Genomic DNA, 17695 nt, shown 5'->3' on the forward strand with positions numbered 1-17695 from the left:
CTTGTAATTAGCTGAAGACCTTTTCTTTGAACTGGGACAATTTTTCAAGCGATGTTTGATCCACATCTGCGTGTAAGCTATTTCCGTGTGAATCCATTGTGACGACAGCGGTAAAGTCCTCTACCCGCAAATGCCACATCGCTTCGGGGATGCCGAATTGGAGAAGATCGACACCTTCAACCGCTTTAATGCAATCTGCATAATATTGGGCTGCTCCGCCGATAGCGTTCAAGTACACTCCGCCATGTTCTTGCAGCGCTGCTAGTGTTTTCGGTCCCATTCCGCCTTTTCCGATCACAGCACGGATGCCGAATTTCTTCATTATATCGCCTTGGTATGGCTCTTCACGAATAGATGTCGTCGGGCCAGCTGCTACGATTTCATATCCACCGTCTTCGTTTTTCAGAACGACCGGACCGCAATGGTAAATGATGTGGCCATCCAAATCGACTGGTGCATCGTTTTCTGAAAGATGCTTATGGATTGCATCGCGACCTGTATACATACGACCGCTAATTTTAACAACGTCCCCAACTTGAAGATCACGGATTTGTTCTTCAGTTATTGGGGCTGTTAGTTCAACAACGCGGGAAGACTGTTTCGTTTCCGTTTGTTCTTCTTGATCAAAAGAAAGCTTTTTACCTTCATTATAGTGCCAGTTTGTCACAGCGCCAGTCGTCGGATCTAAATCTACAGCCATCCGGCGGTAAGCCCAGCAGTTGTAAGCTACAGAAACATAAAAGCTTGCAGGGATACGGTGCATGACACCGATTTTACAACCTAATAAAGTCGCTTCTCCACCGAAGCCCATCGTTCCAATTCCTAGTTTATTGGCTGATTCCAAAATATAAGCTTCCATTTCGGCTAGCTGAGCATTTGGGTTTACATCATCCACTGCGCGGAAAAGTTGATCTTTCGCGAGCTCATAGCCGGACGTGCGGTCTCCGCCGATACCTACTCCGATGAAGCCAGCTGAACAGCCTTGTCCTTGTGCTTGATATACAGAGTGGAGGATACATTTTCGGATTCCGTCAAGATCGCGTCCTGCCCGGCCTAAACCATCCAATTCAGTCGGTAGGCTATATTGAATGTTTTTATTCTCACAGCCGCCGCCTTTTAGGATCAACTTTACTTCAATATGGTCGTTTTCCCACTGTTCGAATTTGATGACTGGTAGGCCTTCGCCGAGATTATCTCCGCTGTTCTCACCAGTAATTGAGTCAACTGCATTCGGTCTTAGCTTGCCATCTTTTGTCGCTTGGATGAGCGCTTTTTTTATAGCCGCCTTAATTTCTAATTGATTGACTCCAATAGGAGTTTTTATTTTGAAGGTTGGTAAACCAGTATCTTGGCAAATAGGTGAAAGCTTGTCGTCTGCCATATTAATATTTTTCGCGATCGTATCAAGGCTCATTGCAGCCCGTGTGCCGGCATCTTCTTTTTCTCTTGCTGCTTTTACGGCACGTCGGACGTCTTTCGGAAGATTTGTAGACGTTTCACAAATTAGATCATACATGCTTTTCTCAAGTTGTTCTATGTACATTCTTATTTCCCCCTGAAGAATCATTGATCTTTTTTTAATCTGTTCATCTGGTTTTCAAGTTCGTCGACTAAGCTGATAAGCTGATCGATATCATTCAAATCGGTCGTTTCCGGCTCAATCGATTCAAGCTTCTCCAAGAATTGATGGAGACGATTTTTCAAGTCGTCGACGTGACTGTTGCTTTGCCCTTTTTCCAAGAACTACACCTCTTTTCATCATTGTAATCGTATACGAACTTCGCGCATTTTTCAACGTTGCGATAGGTTCTATAAATAAAGTGAAAATTCCACTTAACAAAATCTTTACAATAGAAAATTATCATGCTATACTACAACTAATCAATAAGAAAAGGAGGCCGTAGTGTAGAGACGAATCGAATCCTTATGTAAAGGAGGGGATCCGTGAACGTTTGACGGCCCTAGCCGATAAACGCCTACGATTTATATGCAAAATGAAAGTGAAGGTTCTTATCATAAGTAAAGGCCCAGCCGTATTCTGATATCAGATATGGACTGGGCCCTTATTCATTTAAGAAATGAATTCGTACGTTTCGACGACTTCGATTGATTCGTTTACCGACTGAACCATTGAACAGTTCTTTGCCGTTACATGCATGATCTTCTCCATTTGTTCATCTTTAATCTTCTCGCGTTCAATTATGAAATGAAGATGCACCTTTTCCACACGGTTTGCAATCTCCTCATTACGGACAACTTCTTTCACTTCAATCGTAATGTTGTTTGCCGGCAACCTTTTTCTTTCAAGGATCTTACGTAGAACGCCACCACTGCATACTGCGATCGATGAAACTAAAAGCTGGTACGGACGGAATCCGTATTCATCATTTGATGAAATTTGCAGTTTGCCAAACGAAGTCTCCGTTTCAAATCCGTTTTCAGTCATTTCGAATTTCATTCTTATCAATCCTCCTTATGCTACTATTATAAGATGATTTCTTATAAATAAGGAGCGTATTGCTTATGAACACAACATCGAAAGCTGAACAGCGTCGGTTTTGGATTCTCGTCATCATCGTTTCGATTTCTGGCTTTTCCCAAGGCATGTTATTGCCGCTCATCTCAGCCATTTTTGAGAGGGACGGTGTTTCGAGCGCATTAAATGGTTTGAATGCGACAGGCTTATACATAGGTACTCTTCTAGTATCCCCATTCATGGAAGCGCCATTACGCAAATATGGATATAAACCCGTCATTATATTAGGTGGAATTCTCGTCTTTTCATCGTTGCTTATGTTTCCGTTGTGGAAACATGTCGTCTTTTGGTTCATTCTCCGATTGCTAATCGGAATCGGGGATCATGCCCTTCATTTTTCAACGCAAACGTGGATAACGAGTACATCACCGCAGCATAAATTAGGTAGGAATATTGCGATTTACGGTTTGTCATTCAGCTTAGGCTTCGCAGTAGGGCCGCTGTTTGCGCCACTTGTCAGTATCCATGAAGGATTGCCGTTCATTGTTTCCGGCCTATTGTGCATGTCAGCATGGTTGCTCGTCTTTAATTTGAAAAATGATTTTCCGGAAGTTATGAAAGGGAATCCTTCGGAAACGGGAAGTTTCATAAAACGGTCGAAAAGCACGATTGTGATTGCATGGATTGCCTTTTTAGGCCCGTTCGGTTATGGATTTCTAGAATCTTCTCTGAATGCGATGTACCCGGTTTATGCGCTGCGAAATGGGATGGAGCTCACCTCCGTCTCGATGATTCTTGCAATATTTTCAATAGGTGGCATCGTTTCGCAGTTGCCCCTCGGCATGCTTTCGGATAAATTCGGCAGACAAAAAGTTATTCCGATAACGTATGGAGGAGGCGCTCTCTCTTTTTGGGCTGCCAGTATGATGGGGAATTCAGTTCCGTATGTTATGCTGACTGTATTTATTGCAGGTCTTTTTATCGGGTCGATTTTTTCACTCGGGATCTCGTACATGTCCGATTTGACTCCTAAAGATTTATTGCCGACGGGTAATTTACTATGCGGTATCTTTTTCAGCATCGGCAGTCTGACTGGACCGTTTGCGGGCGGCCTCTTTCTGGAATTCATCGAAAATGTAAGCTATCTGCTCATCATCTCCATTTTATTTGTACTGTTGTTTATCATCTCCCTTTTCGGCACAAAAAGAAAAAGCATCCTTCAGTAGGGATGCTTTTTTTGTCACCGTAAAATCGAATTGACATTTTCATATTCGAGAACGAGATCGTCTAATGACCGGAATTCATATCCCGCTTTCTTGGCATCACGAATGAAGTCTGGCAATGCCTCTGCATTATCGGGTGATACGGTATGCATGAGGATGAGCGCTCCAGGGTGAAGCTGATTCATTAATTCATTGTAAGCATAGTCGCGGCCGCGAGGTTTATTGGCGTGCCAATCAATGAATGCAACGGACCAGAAAATGTGGCGATACCCTAACTCGTTGCCTTTACTCAATAAAGCATCGTTAAAGATCCCTTCAGGCGGTCTAGCGTAAATCGTCCGCTCGATACCAGTCGTCTTATAAAGGAGCTCATCGAATTTCTTCCATTCCTCTTCCATTCTTTCTTCCGATAGATTTGCCATATTGGGATGGTCGTACGAATGGTTTCCAATGCTATGTCCTTCCTTCACCATTCGCTGGACGAGAGGGGCAGCACTTTTTAAATAGTGGCCAGTAAGAAAGAATGTTGCAGGGACGTCCTCTTTTTTCAATGCATCTAATATCTTATCGGTATAGCCGTTTTCGTAGCCGTTGTCGAAAGTCAAATAGGCGATTTTTTCATCAGGTTTTCCTTTGTAAATCGCACCATGTTTTTCAAGCATAGATTCCAACGCTGGCCCAGCATTGGGTGGAACTCCGTTTGTAGCTTTCTTGAATCCCCAATGGAACTCTTCTGCCTTCGCCGAGAATGGATTGAATAAAATACCGACAACAATAATGAAGGCAGCCATCAATATGCCTGGGCCGTGTTCCTCAACCATAGATTGCACTCTCCTTTTTGAGTAGGATGTGCGCAAATAGAGGAAATATACGTTAGTTAAAGAAGGTTATCCAAAGCCAACGATAAGACTGGGAAATCGAATTCAAAGCCATTTGCCAATAGCTTTTCGGGCATTACGTATTGTCCTTCCAAAACGAGAAAGCTCTTTTTTCCGAGCGCCAGCTTCATGAGAGGTGAAGGTGCAGGCAACCAATGCGGTTTATGTAAAGTGGCACCAATCATCTTCCCGAATTCATCCATCCGGACGGGGAACGGAGCAGTTACGTTAATGGCACCTTTCAATTGGTCGTTTTGTATAATATGTGCAACGGCTTGAGCAACGTCTTGCACATGAACCCATGAAACCCATTGCCGTCCCGAGCCGACTTTACCTCCGATGAACATTTTATATGGCAAGACCATAAGCGGCAAAGCTCCTTCATCTTTTCCAAGGATTAGCCCGAATCGAGTGAATGCCGTCCGGATTCCCAAGTCATTGAGTGATGAAGCTTTCTTCTCCCATTCACTCACGGTATTACCAAGAAAGTCTGTCGCAACTTCCAAAGAATCTTCTGTATAAATTTCAGTTTCGGATACAGGGTATATGCCAATGGCACTCGCGTTAATGAAAACGGATGGTTTTTGATCAAGCTTACCAATGATCCGAATCAACTCGTCTGTCGCTTCCATCCTGCTTTTGAAAATCTTATTTTGATGTTTTTCCGACCATCGTCCATCGTTTATGGAAACGCCGGCAAGATTAATGAATACATCTGCTTTGCCAATCTCTTTCTCAGGACTAGCTCCCTCTTGCAACCAAAGCACATATTTCACATTCTCTGTGTCAGCTTTTTGATTCCGTGAAAGGATGATAATGTCATGATTGTTCTTCAAAAGTAATTTTGTGATATACCGTCCAACAAAACCTGAACCACCTGCAATAACAACTTTCAACTTCATCCACCTCCAAGGTTCGACCTCCTTGATGAGAACATGTATACTGATAGATAGCGAGGGAGGTCGAAAAGATTTGCCTGTTATTACGAAAATAACACAACAAAAACGTGATAGCGAACGTTATAATATATTCCTAGATGAAACATATGCATTCAGCGTCCATGAATCCGTCCTCGTCAAGTTCGGACTCACAAAAGGAATGCAACTCGACGAATGGTCGATGGATGAAATCACATACGAAGACCAAATTGAAAAAGCATTCAATCGAGCTCTTCACTACTTATCCTTCAGAATGCGAAGCGAATTTGAAGTGAAAAAGAAACTGCTCGATTTGGAATTCGGGGAAGCAGTTGTCCTAGAAGCAATCGTCAAATTAAGAAGGCTCGGCTTCCTGAACGACGAGGCATTTTCCGAAGCGTTGCTGCAAACTCAGAAAAACGCATCAAACAAAGGTCCAAAAGCGATCCAGCAGGAATTGCAGAAAAAAGGGGTCGGGAAGGAGTTGCAGCAGCAAGTGCTCGAAAACTATTCAGAGGAAGAACAATTCGCAGTCGCGAAAAAGCTAGCTGAAAAGGCGGCGAGGTCAAATAGCTCAATCGCACCCACACAACTAAAGCAAAAAATTCAAAATGCGCTTGCCCGAAAAGGGTTTTCTTTTGAATTGATCAGCCGTGTGATGGAAGAAATCGATTTCGGCAGAGATGAAGACGAATGGGATTCAATTATTAGCAGCGTCGGCGAAAAGGCCTGGCGCCGTTATCAGTCGAAGTATTCGGGATATGAATTAAAGAAACGTGTAAAACAAGCGATGTACCAAAAAGGTATTCCATTTGAACGAATAGACAGTTTCATCGAAAAAAAGGAGAACGAAGAAGATGGAGACTAAAAAATATAGTGATATGAACGAACATGAGTTACGATCTGAAATAGGGAGACTTATGGAGAAGGCGCGCAAGGCGGAGCAGCTAGGAATTATTAATGAGTATGCCGTTTACCAACGCAAGGCGCTAATGGCGAAGTCATACATGATTGACCCGTCGACAATCATTCCTGGTGAAATTTACAAAATTGAAGGAGACGAAGGAGTCTTTTTCCATGTCGACTATTTGAAAGGCCGGTTTGCATGGGGATACCGTTTAGGTGGAGAACGTGCGGAAGAGGCGTTGCCGATCGCGATGCTTCAATCGGTAAAAACAGGCAAATAAAAAGCAAAGCTTGCCGAAATTCCGGCAAGCTTTTGTATGATGTTTACGTCTAGACTCCGGGCGCCAGAGTCTCGGGGTCATAAGTCAAATATACTTCGTGGCAAAGAGCGCCACTCCGTATATTCGCCTTATGCCCGTCGCCTCTGAGCAGGCGCCCTTAGCTTTTGTTAAGAATTAGGAATAAAATTGAGTTTTTTCCGGAGTTTGTCTTCTGAGAAAATCCATCCTGTATACGAATTGATGACTTCCATTTCTTCATTAATATGGGCGACAGCGACGAACGGATAATAACTCTTGCTCCGATAGCGCAAATCGATGAGGCGGACTTCGTACAAATCTCCAACATAGGAAACGGACCATCTGTAAATAGGAGAAAATGATACGAAAGCCTGTATGTTCTTATCTTCCATTGCCGCATCGATATATGGAGATTTTGGCATCGGTTCGCGTTTGAATCTGTCGTATATATTGACGGAACGTCCATATGCACGTCCGACATAGTGGCATTCCTTATTGGAAGCAGCAACCCGCCACTGAAAGAAATGCATCGTTGGCGCGATGAATATATCGTCAGCATCCGGAATCGTATTGCGGACAGCATGTTTCACTGCTGCTTTAACAGCAAATCGTAGCAGATAGTAAAAGAAAACGACGATATACAAAAGCGTGAATGTCAAAACAGGTTCAGTACCGATTATCCATGCAAGAATAGCGATAATATGCAACGCGAAAATGATTGGGTCAAACGTATTAATGACTCCGAGGGCGACCCATTGATTGGAAAATGGACGTAGCGCTTGCGTTCCATATGCGTTGAAAATATCCACAAAGACATGCAAAAACACCGCTAAAAACGTCCAAGCCCATAGATGATAAAATGCGGCTTCAGGGAAAATGAACGAGAGCAAAACTGAGATGACGAGCGGCCAAAGCAGAACTGCAGGCACCGAATGAGTAATCCCGCGATGATTCCGTATATAAACCGCATTATTCCTCAATTTAAGGACAGTATCAACATCGGGTATTAGCGAGCCAGATACGACTCCGATAAATACCGCAGTCATCGTAACTGAATCTGAGGCAACGACTGGATCCGCCAATGTCAAACCGCATACGGCGGCACCCATGACAATATGTGTTCCGGTATCCAAACAAATCACTCCTTTACATCGCCTCTGAAATGGCAAAACAATCTTTATTCATTTAGTATATACCCAATTTTTCATTAACGAAAAGCATATGCAAAACGGAGGACTTCATGCAACTATTTGAACGGAAACTTGAAAGTGAATTCAGGAAAGCTTTAATCAGTTGGTATTTGGAAGAGAAGAGGGATCTGCCGTGGAGAAGGACGTCAAATCCTTATTATATATGGGTATCAGAAGTGATGCTTCAACAGACACGAGTAGAAACAGTCATCCCTTATTATGAACGTTTTATCGGGAAATTTCCGACGCTTGCAGATTTGGCTGAAGCAAAGGAAGAAGATGTGTTGAAAATGTGGGAAGGCCTCGGATATTATTCACGCGCCCGGAATTTGCAAGCTGGCGTGAAAGAAGTTGTAGCTGAATATGGAAGCCGGATTCCTGAGAACAGAAAAGACATTTCCAAACTAAAAGGCGTCGGTCCGTATACGGCAGGCGCTGTACTCAGTATTGCCTTTGGAGTTCCGGAGCATGCAGTTGACGGAAATGTAATGAGAGTATTATCACGTATTTTATTAATTGAAGAAGATATCGCGATCCCAAAAACTCGAAAACTTTTCGAAGAAGTTGTCATGGCGTTAATTGATAAGGAAGATCCTTCGTCCTTCAATCAAGGTTTAATGGAACTCGGAGCGACAATTTGCACCCCAAGACCAAGATGTCTATTATGTCCGGTTCGTGATTTCTGCACAGCTTTCCATGAAGGCAGGCAGGAGGAATTGCCGGTGAAATCCAAAAAAGTGAAGATGAAGACAGTGCCTTTGCTATCATTTGCTATCCGGAATGCCGAAGGGAAGTGGCTATTAAAGCAAAGACCTCCGAAAGGGTTGTTGGCAAATATGTGGGAATTTCCGATAGTGGAAAATAGTGATCGCCCTTTAGAGGAGATTGTCAAAAACGAATTTGGAATGAAAACCGGATCATTTACGCCGTTGATTGAATTCAACCATATTTTTTCACATCTGACATGGGAAATGAAAAGCTATTTGACGGTGACGGATGATGCCGCGCCTGAAGGCTATATGTTCTTTTCGACGGAAGAAGTCGAATCATTGCCAAAAGCGGTTCCCGTCATAAGAATTTGGGAAGAAGCGAAAAATCGATTAACCTTTTAAAAAATCTCGAGAATAAAACGGGATGCTTTGAACATCATATTGGTTACGGAGGTGAAAATCCATGGCCAACAAAAATCGAAACAACTTTAACCAACAAAAACAGCAAGCTTCGTTCACAGACCCAAACAAAGTAAAACAGGAAATCATGTCTGAAGAGTTTGGATCTGAAACAGACGTGAACGAAGTTCGCCAACAAAACCAGCAATCAGAAATGAACAAAACAAACACTTCTGGTGCAGCTGGTGGTTTCGGAAGTCAATCGAAATAATGGATGGACATCACCGGCCGGCAGCTAAAGCTGCCGGTTTTTTTATGCGCTAGCAGAAGGGTAAACATTTTAAATTTGATCGGCCAATTGGTATAATGTACGAATATTGAGGTTTTCGAAACATAAAGGTGGTTTTACGGATGACAATACCGAAAGAAGGCGAAACGATACAAGTACATAGTTATAAGCATGATGGCAATATTCATCGAGTCTGGCAGGAAACAACCGTGTTGAAGGGGACCCGCAATATTGTAATTGGGGCGAATGAACGGACGCTAGTAACAGAAGCAGATGGCCGAACATGGTTGACGAGGGAGCCTTCGATCTGTTATTTCCATGCCGAGCATTGGTTTAATATCATTTGCATGCTTCGGGAAGATGGAGTTTATTATTACGTGAATATGAGTTCTCCCTTCGTTTATGACAATCATTCACTGAAATATATCGACTACGACCTCGATGTGAAAGTGTTTCCTGATATGAGTTATTTAATCCTGGATGAGGATGAATATGATGATCATAAAAAGAAGATGAATTATCCAGAAGTGATCGATCAAATATTGAAGCGCAATCTCGATAAGCTCCTTATGTGGATTAAACAGCGCAAAGGTCCATTTGCACCGGATTTCATCGAAGTGTGGACGTCAAGATACCAATTCCATAAACAGGTAAAGAAAAACGATTAATGAGAGCCTGTCTGCGTTTATGCAGTTGGGCTTTTTATTGTTAAAGAAGGAGGATGAGAATGGGAGAGAGTATTAAAAGATATTTAAAATTTGTAAAGCCGTATAATTGGCAAATCATCTTGACGATTTTAATTGGTGTCGTGAAATTTGCAATTCCTTTGTTCATTCCCTATTTAATTAAAATTGTCATTGACGATATTATCGGCGCGGACATGCTAACCGACGCGGAGAAGACAAAGCAGCTTTTTTTATGGCTCGGAGGAACCGTATTGCTGTTTTTCATCATCAGGCCGCCCGTTGAATATTATCGACAATATTTTGCACAATATGTCAGCAATAAAATCTTATATGATATTCGTGAAAATCTGTATGGGCATTTGCAAAGGCTCGGACTTCGCTATTATTCCAATACGAGGGCAGGAGAAGTCATTTCACGAGTCATTAATGACGTTGAACAGACGAAGAATTTTGTCACGATCGGTCTGATGAATGTGTGGCTTGATTTGGCAACAATCATCATCGCAACTTGCATCATGTTGACGATGGACGTTCCGTTGACAATCGTCACCTTGCTCGCATTCCCTTTTTATGCTTACAGTGTGAAGCATTTCTTCGGGAAGCTGAGGGATTTGACAAGGAAGCGTTCGCAGGCGCTTGCCGATGTACAAAGTTATTTGCATGAACGTGTGACGGGTATAAGCGTCATTAAAAGTTTTGCGCTTGAGGACAAGGAACAGGATCGGTTTGACGAAACGAACGGCAATTTTCTTGATAAGGCGCTCGATCATACGAGGTGGAATGCGAAAGCATTTGCAGTCGTCAATACAATAACCGATGTCGCTCCTTTGCTTGTAATTGCTTATGCAGGCTATCAAGTAATCAACGGCTCGTTATCGGTCGGTGTTATGGTTGCATTCATCGCGTACATAGATCGTTTGTACAACCCGTTGAGACGATTGGTCAATGCTTCGACATCGTTGACGCAATCATTCGCTTCGATGGACCGTGTATTTGAACTGATGGAAGAACCTTACGATATTAAAGATAAAGCGGGCGCAAAACCGTTGCCGCGAATCGAAGGGGAAATCCAATTCGAACATGTCGGTTTTTCATATGGGGAAGATGATGAGTCCGTATTAAATGATGTGAATTTCACGGTAAAACCAGGTGAGACAGTTGCGCTAGTTGGAATGAGCGGTGGAGGAAAGTCGACGATTGTCAGTCTGATTCCTCGATTTTATGATGTGACGGCGGGGTCGATCCGCATTGACGGCTATGATTTGCGAGACGTTCAATTGAAATCGTTGCGTGACCAAATCGGACTCGTTCTACAAGACAGCATCCTCTTTAGCGATTCCGTCAAGAGCAATATATTGATGGGAAATCCAGAAGCAACGGATGAAGAAGTAATTGCTGCCGCCAAAGCTGCGAACGCCCATGACTTCATCGAATTATTGCCGGAAGGTTATAATACGACAGTCGGAGAGCGTGGCGTTAAATTATCGGGCGGGCAGAAACAGCGGATCGCCATTGCACGCGTATTCTTGAAAAATCCACCACTCCTTATTTTAGATGAAGCAACTTCCGCTTTGGACCTTGAAAGTGAAGCGCTCATCCAAGAATCACTTGAACGTCTGGCGAGTGACAGAACAACTGTAATTGTGGCACATAGGCTATCGACAATCACACACGCAGACAAAATCTTCGTCATCGATCATGGAGAGTTGAAAGAAGCCGGAAGCCATGGAGAACTTATGGCACAAAAAGGCATTTACTACAATCTGTTTCAAGTTCAATCATTATAAAAGTGAAGCTACCGGGAGTTGACCCGGTAGCTTTTTTTGTTCTGCCATTCGGCAATCGCGTCCTAAAGCAAGCCGCTCCGAGCTCACGGCGAGCTGCCCCGCGCTCAAAACCCTGTTGTTTCCTCTATTAAAATTGCATATTGCCTTTTTCCTAATAGAAAGTATAATAGTTATAATCTAACGTTTCTGAAAACACGAAAAATGAAAAGGTGATCTGATGAAGGAAAGAAAGAAAATTCTTGAGGTAAACGACTTGCAGACTACCTTTTTCACAGACTCCGGAAATATTCCGGCGGTTGATCACATTGATTTTCATCTCCGGGATGGCGAGATTTTAGGGATTGTAGGGGAATCGGGATGCGGGAAAAGTGTGACCTCTCTCTCTGTTATGGGGCTCGTGCCAAGTCCTCCTGGGAAAATTACCGGAGGCGAAATCATATATAACGGCCGCAATTTGATTGGCCTAACAGAGAAAGATATGAGGCAAATCCGCGGGAATGACATAGCAATGATTTTTCAGGAGCCTATGACTTCGCTGAATCCGTTATTTACAATCGGTAATCAAATGGTCGAAGCGATTCTGATCCATGAAAAGGGATGGTCGAAAAAGAAGGCGGAGGAAAGGGCCATTGAAATGTTGCGGCTGGTTGGATTGCCGCGTGCCGATGCATTGTTGAAAGAATACCCGCATCAATTGTCCGGAGGCATGCGGCAAAGGGTCATGATTGCAATGGCACTTGTCTGCAATCCGAAAATATTGATAGCGGATGAACCGACAACAGCGCTCGACGTGACGATTCAAGCGCAAATATTGAAATTGATGAAAGATTTGAATGTCCGTTTAGGGACCGCCATATTATTGATTACTCATGATCTTGGAGTTGTCGCAGAAACTTGTGAGCGGGTCGTTGTTATGTATGCAGGACAGATCATAGAAGAGGCGCCGACAAAGATCATTTTTGAAGATCCTCAGCATCCGTATACGAAAGGTCTCATTCAGTCTGTACCGGATATGCGCTTTAAGAAAGATCGACTTCATTCCATCCCGGGGAATGTCCCAAAGCCCGGTTCGATAACGAACGGCTGCAGATTCGCTGCGCGATGCGAGTTTGCGTTCGATCGATGCCGAAAGGAAAATCCAGAGCTCTATGAAACAACCGACGTCCATCAGACACGTTGTTTCCTATATGACGAAGGAGGAGTGAAGCCGGATGTCCAAAACGCCTTTATTGAAAGTTGAAAACTTGAAAAAACACTTTCCTATTAAAAAAGGGATGTTCGGCAAAACGGTCGGTTATGTGAAAGCGGTCGATGATGTCTCATTTTATGTAAATGAAGGGGAAACCCTCGGAATTGTCGGCGAAAGCGGATGCGGGAAGTCGACGACAGGGCGTGTGCTCATGCGCTTGCTGGAACCGACAGAAGGAGATATCGAATTTGACGGAAAAGATCTTACTTCATTAAGCCAGGAAGAGATGAGAAAAACACGGCGTGATATTCAGATGGTATTCCAGGATCCTTATGCATCGTTGAATCCACGCCATACGATTGGCAAGATTTTGGAGGAGCCGTTGATCGTCCATGGAGTGTCTGACCCGAAGGAAAGGAAGAAAAAGGTTCATGAGTTTTTGGAGATTGTAGGGTTGAATGCATATCACGCGAAGCGCTATCCGCATCAATTTAGCGGCGGTCAACGGCAGAGGATTGGCATTGCGCGCGCTTTGATGACGAATCCGAAGCTGATCATTGCGGATGAGCCTGTTTCCGCATTGGACGTTTCGATTCAAGCTCAAGTATTGAATTTAATGCAAGATCTCCAAAAGGAGTTCAATCTGACTTATATATTCATCGCCCATGATCTCGGGGTCGTCCGGCATATTAGCGATCGGGTCGCTGTCATGTATTTAGGGAAGATGGTAGAAGTTGCGGATAGTGAGCAGTTATATGAAAAACCGCTCCATCCTTACACCCAAGCGTTGTTATCTGCTGTGCCAGTGCCGGACCCGGATTTTCAGAAGGAACAGATCATCATAGAAGGAGACATCCCCAATCCGGCGGACCCGCCAACCGGGTGTACATTCCATACACGTTGCCCGTTCAAGATGGATATTTGCACAAAAGTCACTCCGCAACTTACGGAACAAACTACCGGTCATTCTGTCGCCTGCCACCTTTACGTAGGTCAGGTCGACAATGATATAAAACAATTGGAGGGGTCTCTATGAATAAAAAGAGAATGTGGTCAGCTGCGTTGCTACTAATGCTAGTTCTGTCAACTGTGCTCGCAGCCTGTGGGAACAGTGGAAGCAGTGGGAGCTCAAAAGATACATTAGTCTTCGGGCGCGGTGGCGACTCTACTTCACTCGATCCATCAAGGGTGACGGAAGGCGAAACGTTCAAAGTTACAGTCAATCTGTTTGAGACATTATTAAATTTCGGTGAGGAAGATACGACTATTCAACCGGGACTCGCGAAAGAGTGGAATACGGATGACGGTTTGACGTATACATTCAAGTTGCAGGAAGGCGTTAAATTCCATGATGGTACGGATTTCAATGCGGATGCGGTCGTAAAGAACTTTGAACGCTGGGCGAACGGTGATGCGGAAAAGTTCCCGTATTATAACTCCATGTTCGGCGGATTCAAAGGTGATGAAGGCCATGTCATAGATTCGGTCACTGCAGACGGAGATTATACGGTCATCATTAAATTGAAACGGGAACAGGCTCCGTTTTTGAAAAACATTGCGATGAGCATGTTCGCGATTGCAAGCCCGACTGCGTTCGAAAAGGGTGATGATCAGTTTGAAAGAAATCCTGTCGGTACAGGTCCATTCAAGTTTGTTGAATGGAAACCGAATGAAACGATTACGATTGAAAAATTCGATGAATATTGGCAAGAAGGATTACCGAAATTGGAAAAAGTCATATTCCGTTCCATTCCTGATAACTCCGCTCGTTTGAATGCATTAATTGCCGGGGAAATCGATCTTGCAGACGGAATTAATCCTGCAGATGGCAAAAAAATTGAAGAGAATGCTGATCTTCAATTGATTGAACGTCCGTCTATGAACGTCGGCTATCTTGGATTGACGGTGACGCGCCCTCCTTTTGATAAAAAAGAAGTGCGTCAGGCGATGAACTATGCAATCGATAAGGAAACAATCATTGAATCATTCTTCGAAGGAAGAGCCAATATCGCGAAAAACCCAATGCCGCCTTCCATTTCAGGCTATAACGATGATATTGAAGGATATGAATACAACCCGGAAAAAGCGAAAGAACTATTAGCACAAGCAGGTTACCCAGACGGATTTGAAATGGAACTATGGGCAATGCCTGTCCCTCGTCCATATATGCCAGATGGTGCAAAAGTAGCTGAAGTAATTCAAAGCAATTTGGCGGATATTGGCGTGAAGGCGAAAATTGTTTCATATGAATGGCCGACATATCTCGATAAAGCGAGCAAAGGGGAAGCGGATGCTTTCATGCTTGGCTGGACTGGAGATAATGGAGATGCCGACAACTTCCTTTATGTTCTTTTGGATGAAGATAATATCGGCAGCAACAACTATACGTATTTCAAAAACGATGAAATGCATGATCTGTTCATTGAAGCTCAAACGGAAGTAGATGAGGATAAGCGTATTGAGCTTTATAAAAAAGCACAGGAGATTATTCATGAAGAGGCGCCTTGGGTTCCAATCGCCCACTCTACTCCGCTTCTTGCGGCAGCTAAGGATTTAACTGGATTCGTTCCGCATCCAACAGGTTCAGATCTGTTATCGAACGTAGAATTCAAATAATGGATCCACTTTTCACTTTGCATTGAACAGTAAGGGGGAGTCGTTTGATTTCCCCCTTTTCCTATTGATGCTTCGTGTGAATGGATAGGTAATCGGAATCAGTGAGGTGATCGTATGCTCAGTTACGTCGGTAGAAGGTTATTGCAGTTAATACCTGTCCTTCTCGGAATGGTTTTCATCGTATTCATGATGATCCGGGCGATTCCCGGCAACCCGGCCCAAGTCATTTTAGGGCAGCAGGCAACTGCGGAAGCGGTCGCAGCGATGAATGCGAAATTAGGGTTGGACCAACCGTGGTATATACAATTCTTCAAGTATTTAGGTGGAATCTTGCAAGGGGATCTCGGAGAGTCGATGCGCACGCGGCTTCCGGTGGCCGATGAAATTTGGCCGCATTTGGCCGCGACGATGGAACTCGCTTTTTTTGCAATAGTAATCGCTATTATTGTAGGTGTTAATGCGGGCATTATTTCGGCATGGTTCCAAAACTCATGGTTTGACTACATAGCGATGATTTTGGCGCTCGTCGGCGTTTCAATGCCAATTTTTTGGCTTGGTCTTTTAGGACAATGGGCGTTTGCAATCGAGTTCAGCTGGCTGCCAACGACTGGTAGGGAGCAGGTGAGGGATCCGGTAAATGCAATTACCCATCTTTACGTAATCGACACAATTATCCAAGGTCGATTCGACCAGTTATGGCAAGTGCTGCGACACCTTGTATTACCGGGAATTGCATTGGCGACGATACCGATGGCGATTATCGCAAGGATGACACGCTCAAGCATGCTCGAAGTGATGCGCTCCGATTACATCCGAACTGCTCGGGCGAAGGGGCAGAAAATGTTTTGGGTCGTTTACAAGCATGCTTTCAAAAATGCAGTTATTCCAGTATTGACGATTATTGGTCTGCAAATGGGCATGCTGCTTGGCGGAGCTATTTTGACCGAGACGATCTTTGCGTGGCCGGGAATAGGACGGTATATATACGATGCCATCAACTTCCGGGATTATCCCGTCATCCAGTCTGGGATTCTCGTTGTCGCCTTCATCTTTGTCATGATTAATCTGATCGTTGACTTGCTCTATGGTCTGATTGATTCGAGGATTAAATATGACTGAGGAAGGGGGAATGGGATATGTCTGAACTTACGCCTAAAATGGATGGAATTGTAGAAGCGGAAATCGACAAGTCGACTGGTCCGTGGCGAGAGGCTTGGCGGAGCTTTAGAAAAAGCAAAGTGGCGGTTGCAGGAATGATCATTATCCTCTTTTTCGTGCTTCTTGCCATTTTTGGACCTTTCATTGCAAAAGAAGGAATCAATGAGCAGATGGCCGCCGATCGGCTTCAGCCGCCTTCAGCCGAATATTGGCTTGGGACAGATGATTTCGGCAGGGACATTTTGTCGCGCATTATTCATGGGGCAAGAATTTCACTTTCTGTTGGATTTCTGTCCGTCATCGCCTCGGTCATCGTCGGTAGTTTTTTAGGAATCGTGGCAGGCTATTATGGAAGATGGACAGATACGATCATTTCTAGGATCTTCGATATTATGCTTGCATTTCCATCGATCCTGCTAGCAATCGCTATCGTTTCGGTATTAGGGCCAGGGCTTGAAAATGCACTGATTGCCATTGCAATCATTAACGTACCGAATTTTGGCCGATTGATACGGTCCAAAGTGCTAAGCATCAAGGAAGATGAATATATTATGTCTGCTAAGGCAATCGGAATGAAAGATGCACGAATTTTATTCTCACATATCCTTCCGAATTCAATGGCACCGGTTATCGTGCAAGGGACGCTGGCGATTGCAACTGCCATTCTAGAAGCGGCAGCGCTCGGGTTTCTTGGACTAGGTGCACAGGCGCCACAGCCGGAATGGGGAAAAATGCTCGCCGATTCAAAGTCTTATTTGCAATCTGCTCCATGGACGATGATATTTCCTGGGCTCTCCATTATGCTGACAGTGTTAGGTTTCAACTTGATGGGAGACGGCTTAAGAGACGCGCTCGATCCGAAAATGAAAAACTGAAAAAAACATCCTTGGTATTATGAAGTGCACCCCAAAAGTTAGAGTTGAAAATCTAACTTTTGGGGTGTTTTATTATGGTTAAATATACAGATGATTT

The 17695-nt window shown here is 43.9% G+C and carries 18 protein-coding genes; 12 read left to right on the plus strand and 6 right to left on the minus strand.

Annotated elements, in window-relative coordinates; translation table 11 throughout:
- Positions 1-7 precede the first annotated feature (7 nt).
- The 3 genes from ACTHPA_RS17175 to ACTHPA_RS17185 all read right to left on the minus strand — a co-directional run bounded on the left by ACTHPA_RS17175 (position 8) and on the right by ACTHPA_RS17185 (position 2458).
- Positions 8-1543 carry a fumarate hydratase gene (locus ACTHPA_RS17175; RefSeq protein WP_440501992.1) on the minus strand — a complete coding sequence of 512 codons (1536 nt, stop codon included), beginning with the start codon at positions 1541-1543 and terminating at the stop codon, positions 8-10.
- A 20-nt stretch (positions 1544-1563) separates the two neighbouring features.
- Entirely contained in the window at positions 1564-1740 is a 177-nt protein-coding gene (locus ACTHPA_RS17180; protein ID WP_440501993.1) for an SE1561 family protein, read from the minus strand.
- Between the two features lie 331 nt (positions 1741-2071).
- Entirely contained in the window at positions 2072-2458 is a 387-nt protein-coding gene (locus ACTHPA_RS17185) for an OsmC family protein (protein WP_440501995.1), read from the minus strand.
- A 65-nt stretch (positions 2459-2523) separates the two neighbouring features.
- Here ACTHPA_RS17185 and ACTHPA_RS17190 point away from each other — a divergent pair, with 65 nt between their 5' ends.
- Positions 2524-3702, plus strand: a complete 1179-nt coding sequence (locus ACTHPA_RS17190) for an MFS transporter (protein WP_440501997.1) — start codon at positions 2524-2526, stop codon at positions 3700-3702.
- Between the two features lie 14 nt (positions 3703-3716).
- Here the strand turns inward: ACTHPA_RS17190 and ACTHPA_RS17195 are convergent, their stop codons facing one another.
- A complete protein-coding gene (locus tag ACTHPA_RS17195) occupies positions 3717-4520 on the minus strand; it encodes a polysaccharide deacetylase family protein (protein ID WP_440501999.1) in 804 nt (267 codons plus the stop codon).
- Positions 4521-4576: 56 nt separating this feature from the next.
- Positions 4577-5473: a TIGR01777 family oxidoreductase gene (locus tag ACTHPA_RS17200; RefSeq protein ID WP_440502000.1), complete on the minus strand. Its 897-nt coding sequence runs from the start codon at positions 5471-5473 to the stop codon at positions 4577-4579.
- Positions 5474-5549: 76 nt separating this feature from the next.
- Between ACTHPA_RS17200 and recX the strand changes: the two genes are divergently transcribed.
- The gene (gene recX, locus ACTHPA_RS17205; RefSeq protein WP_440502002.1) at positions 5550-6362 is read left to right on the plus strand and encodes a recombination regulator RecX; all 813 of its coding nucleotides are present in this window, start codon (positions 5550-5552) and stop codon (positions 6360-6362) included.
- Positions 6352-6681, plus strand: a complete 330-nt coding sequence (locus ACTHPA_RS17210) for a YfhH family protein (RefSeq protein ID WP_440502004.1) — start codon at positions 6352-6354, stop codon at positions 6679-6681. The genes recX and ACTHPA_RS17210 overlap by 11 nt, the downstream gene beginning before the upstream one ends.
- 167 nt (positions 6682-6848) lie before the next feature.
- Here ACTHPA_RS17210 and ACTHPA_RS17215 read toward each other — a convergent pair whose 3' ends face one another.
- The gene (locus ACTHPA_RS17215) at positions 6849-7832 is read right to left on the minus strand and encodes a metal-dependent hydrolase (protein ID WP_440502006.1); all 984 of its coding nucleotides are present in this window, start codon (positions 7830-7832) and stop codon (positions 6849-6851) included.
- Between the two features lie 107 nt (positions 7833-7939).
- Between ACTHPA_RS17215 and mutY the strand changes: the two genes are divergently transcribed.
- The 9 genes from mutY to nikC all read left to right on the plus strand — a co-directional run bounded on the left by mutY (position 7940) and on the right by nikC (position 17598).
- The gene (mutY, locus tag ACTHPA_RS17220; RefSeq protein WP_440502008.1) at positions 7940-9001 is read left to right on the plus strand and encodes an A/G-specific adenine glycosylase; all 1062 of its coding nucleotides are present in this window, start codon (positions 7940-7942) and stop codon (positions 8999-9001) included.
- Between the two features lie 61 nt (positions 9002-9062).
- On the plus strand, positions 9063-9269 hold the full coding sequence (locus ACTHPA_RS17225) for a gamma-type small acid-soluble spore protein (RefSeq protein ID WP_440502010.1): 207 nt from the start codon (positions 9063-9065) through the stop codon (positions 9267-9269).
- Between the two features lie 140 nt (positions 9270-9409).
- Positions 9410-9955: a nucleoside tri-diphosphate phosphatase gene (gene ntdP, locus ACTHPA_RS17230; protein WP_440502012.1), complete on the plus strand. Its 546-nt coding sequence runs from the start codon at positions 9410-9412 to the stop codon at positions 9953-9955.
- A 59-nt stretch (positions 9956-10014) separates the two neighbouring features.
- Entirely contained in the window at positions 10015-11760 is a 1746-nt protein-coding gene (locus ACTHPA_RS17235; protein ID WP_440502014.1) for an ABC transporter ATP-binding protein, read from the plus strand.
- Between the two features lie 217 nt (positions 11761-11977).
- Positions 11978-13000, plus strand: coding sequence for an ABC transporter ATP-binding protein (locus ACTHPA_RS17240; RefSeq protein ID WP_440502016.1), 1023 nt, complete (start codon positions 11978-11980; stop codon positions 12998-13000).
- A complete protein-coding gene (locus tag ACTHPA_RS17245) occupies positions 12972-13985 on the plus strand; it encodes an ABC transporter ATP-binding protein (RefSeq protein WP_440502017.1) in 1014 nt (337 codons plus the stop codon). The genes ACTHPA_RS17240 and ACTHPA_RS17245 overlap by 29 nt, the downstream gene beginning before the upstream one ends.
- The gene (locus tag ACTHPA_RS17250) at positions 13982-15565 is read left to right on the plus strand and encodes an ABC transporter substrate-binding protein (protein ID WP_440502018.1); all 1584 of its coding nucleotides are present in this window, start codon (positions 13982-13984) and stop codon (positions 15563-15565) included. The genes ACTHPA_RS17245 and ACTHPA_RS17250 overlap by 4 nt, the downstream gene beginning before the upstream one ends.
- Positions 15566-15679: 114 nt before the next feature.
- Positions 15680-16684 carry an ABC transporter permease gene (locus ACTHPA_RS17255; protein ID WP_440502019.1) on the plus strand — a complete coding sequence of 335 codons (1005 nt, stop codon included), beginning with the start codon at positions 15680-15682 and terminating at the stop codon, positions 16682-16684.
- Between the two features lie 17 nt (positions 16685-16701).
- Positions 16702-17598 (plus strand): nickel transporter permease, encoded by an 897-nt coding sequence (gene nikC, locus ACTHPA_RS17260; RefSeq protein ID WP_440502020.1) that lies wholly within the window; start codon positions 16702-16704, stop codon positions 17596-17598.
- Positions 17599-17695 lie beyond the last annotated feature (97 nt).

Origin of the sequence: Sporosarcina sp. SAFN-015, assembly GCF_051966875.1 — a bacterium.
Classification (GTDB): domain Bacteria; phylum Bacillota; class Bacilli; order Bacillales_A; family Planococcaceae; genus Sporosarcina.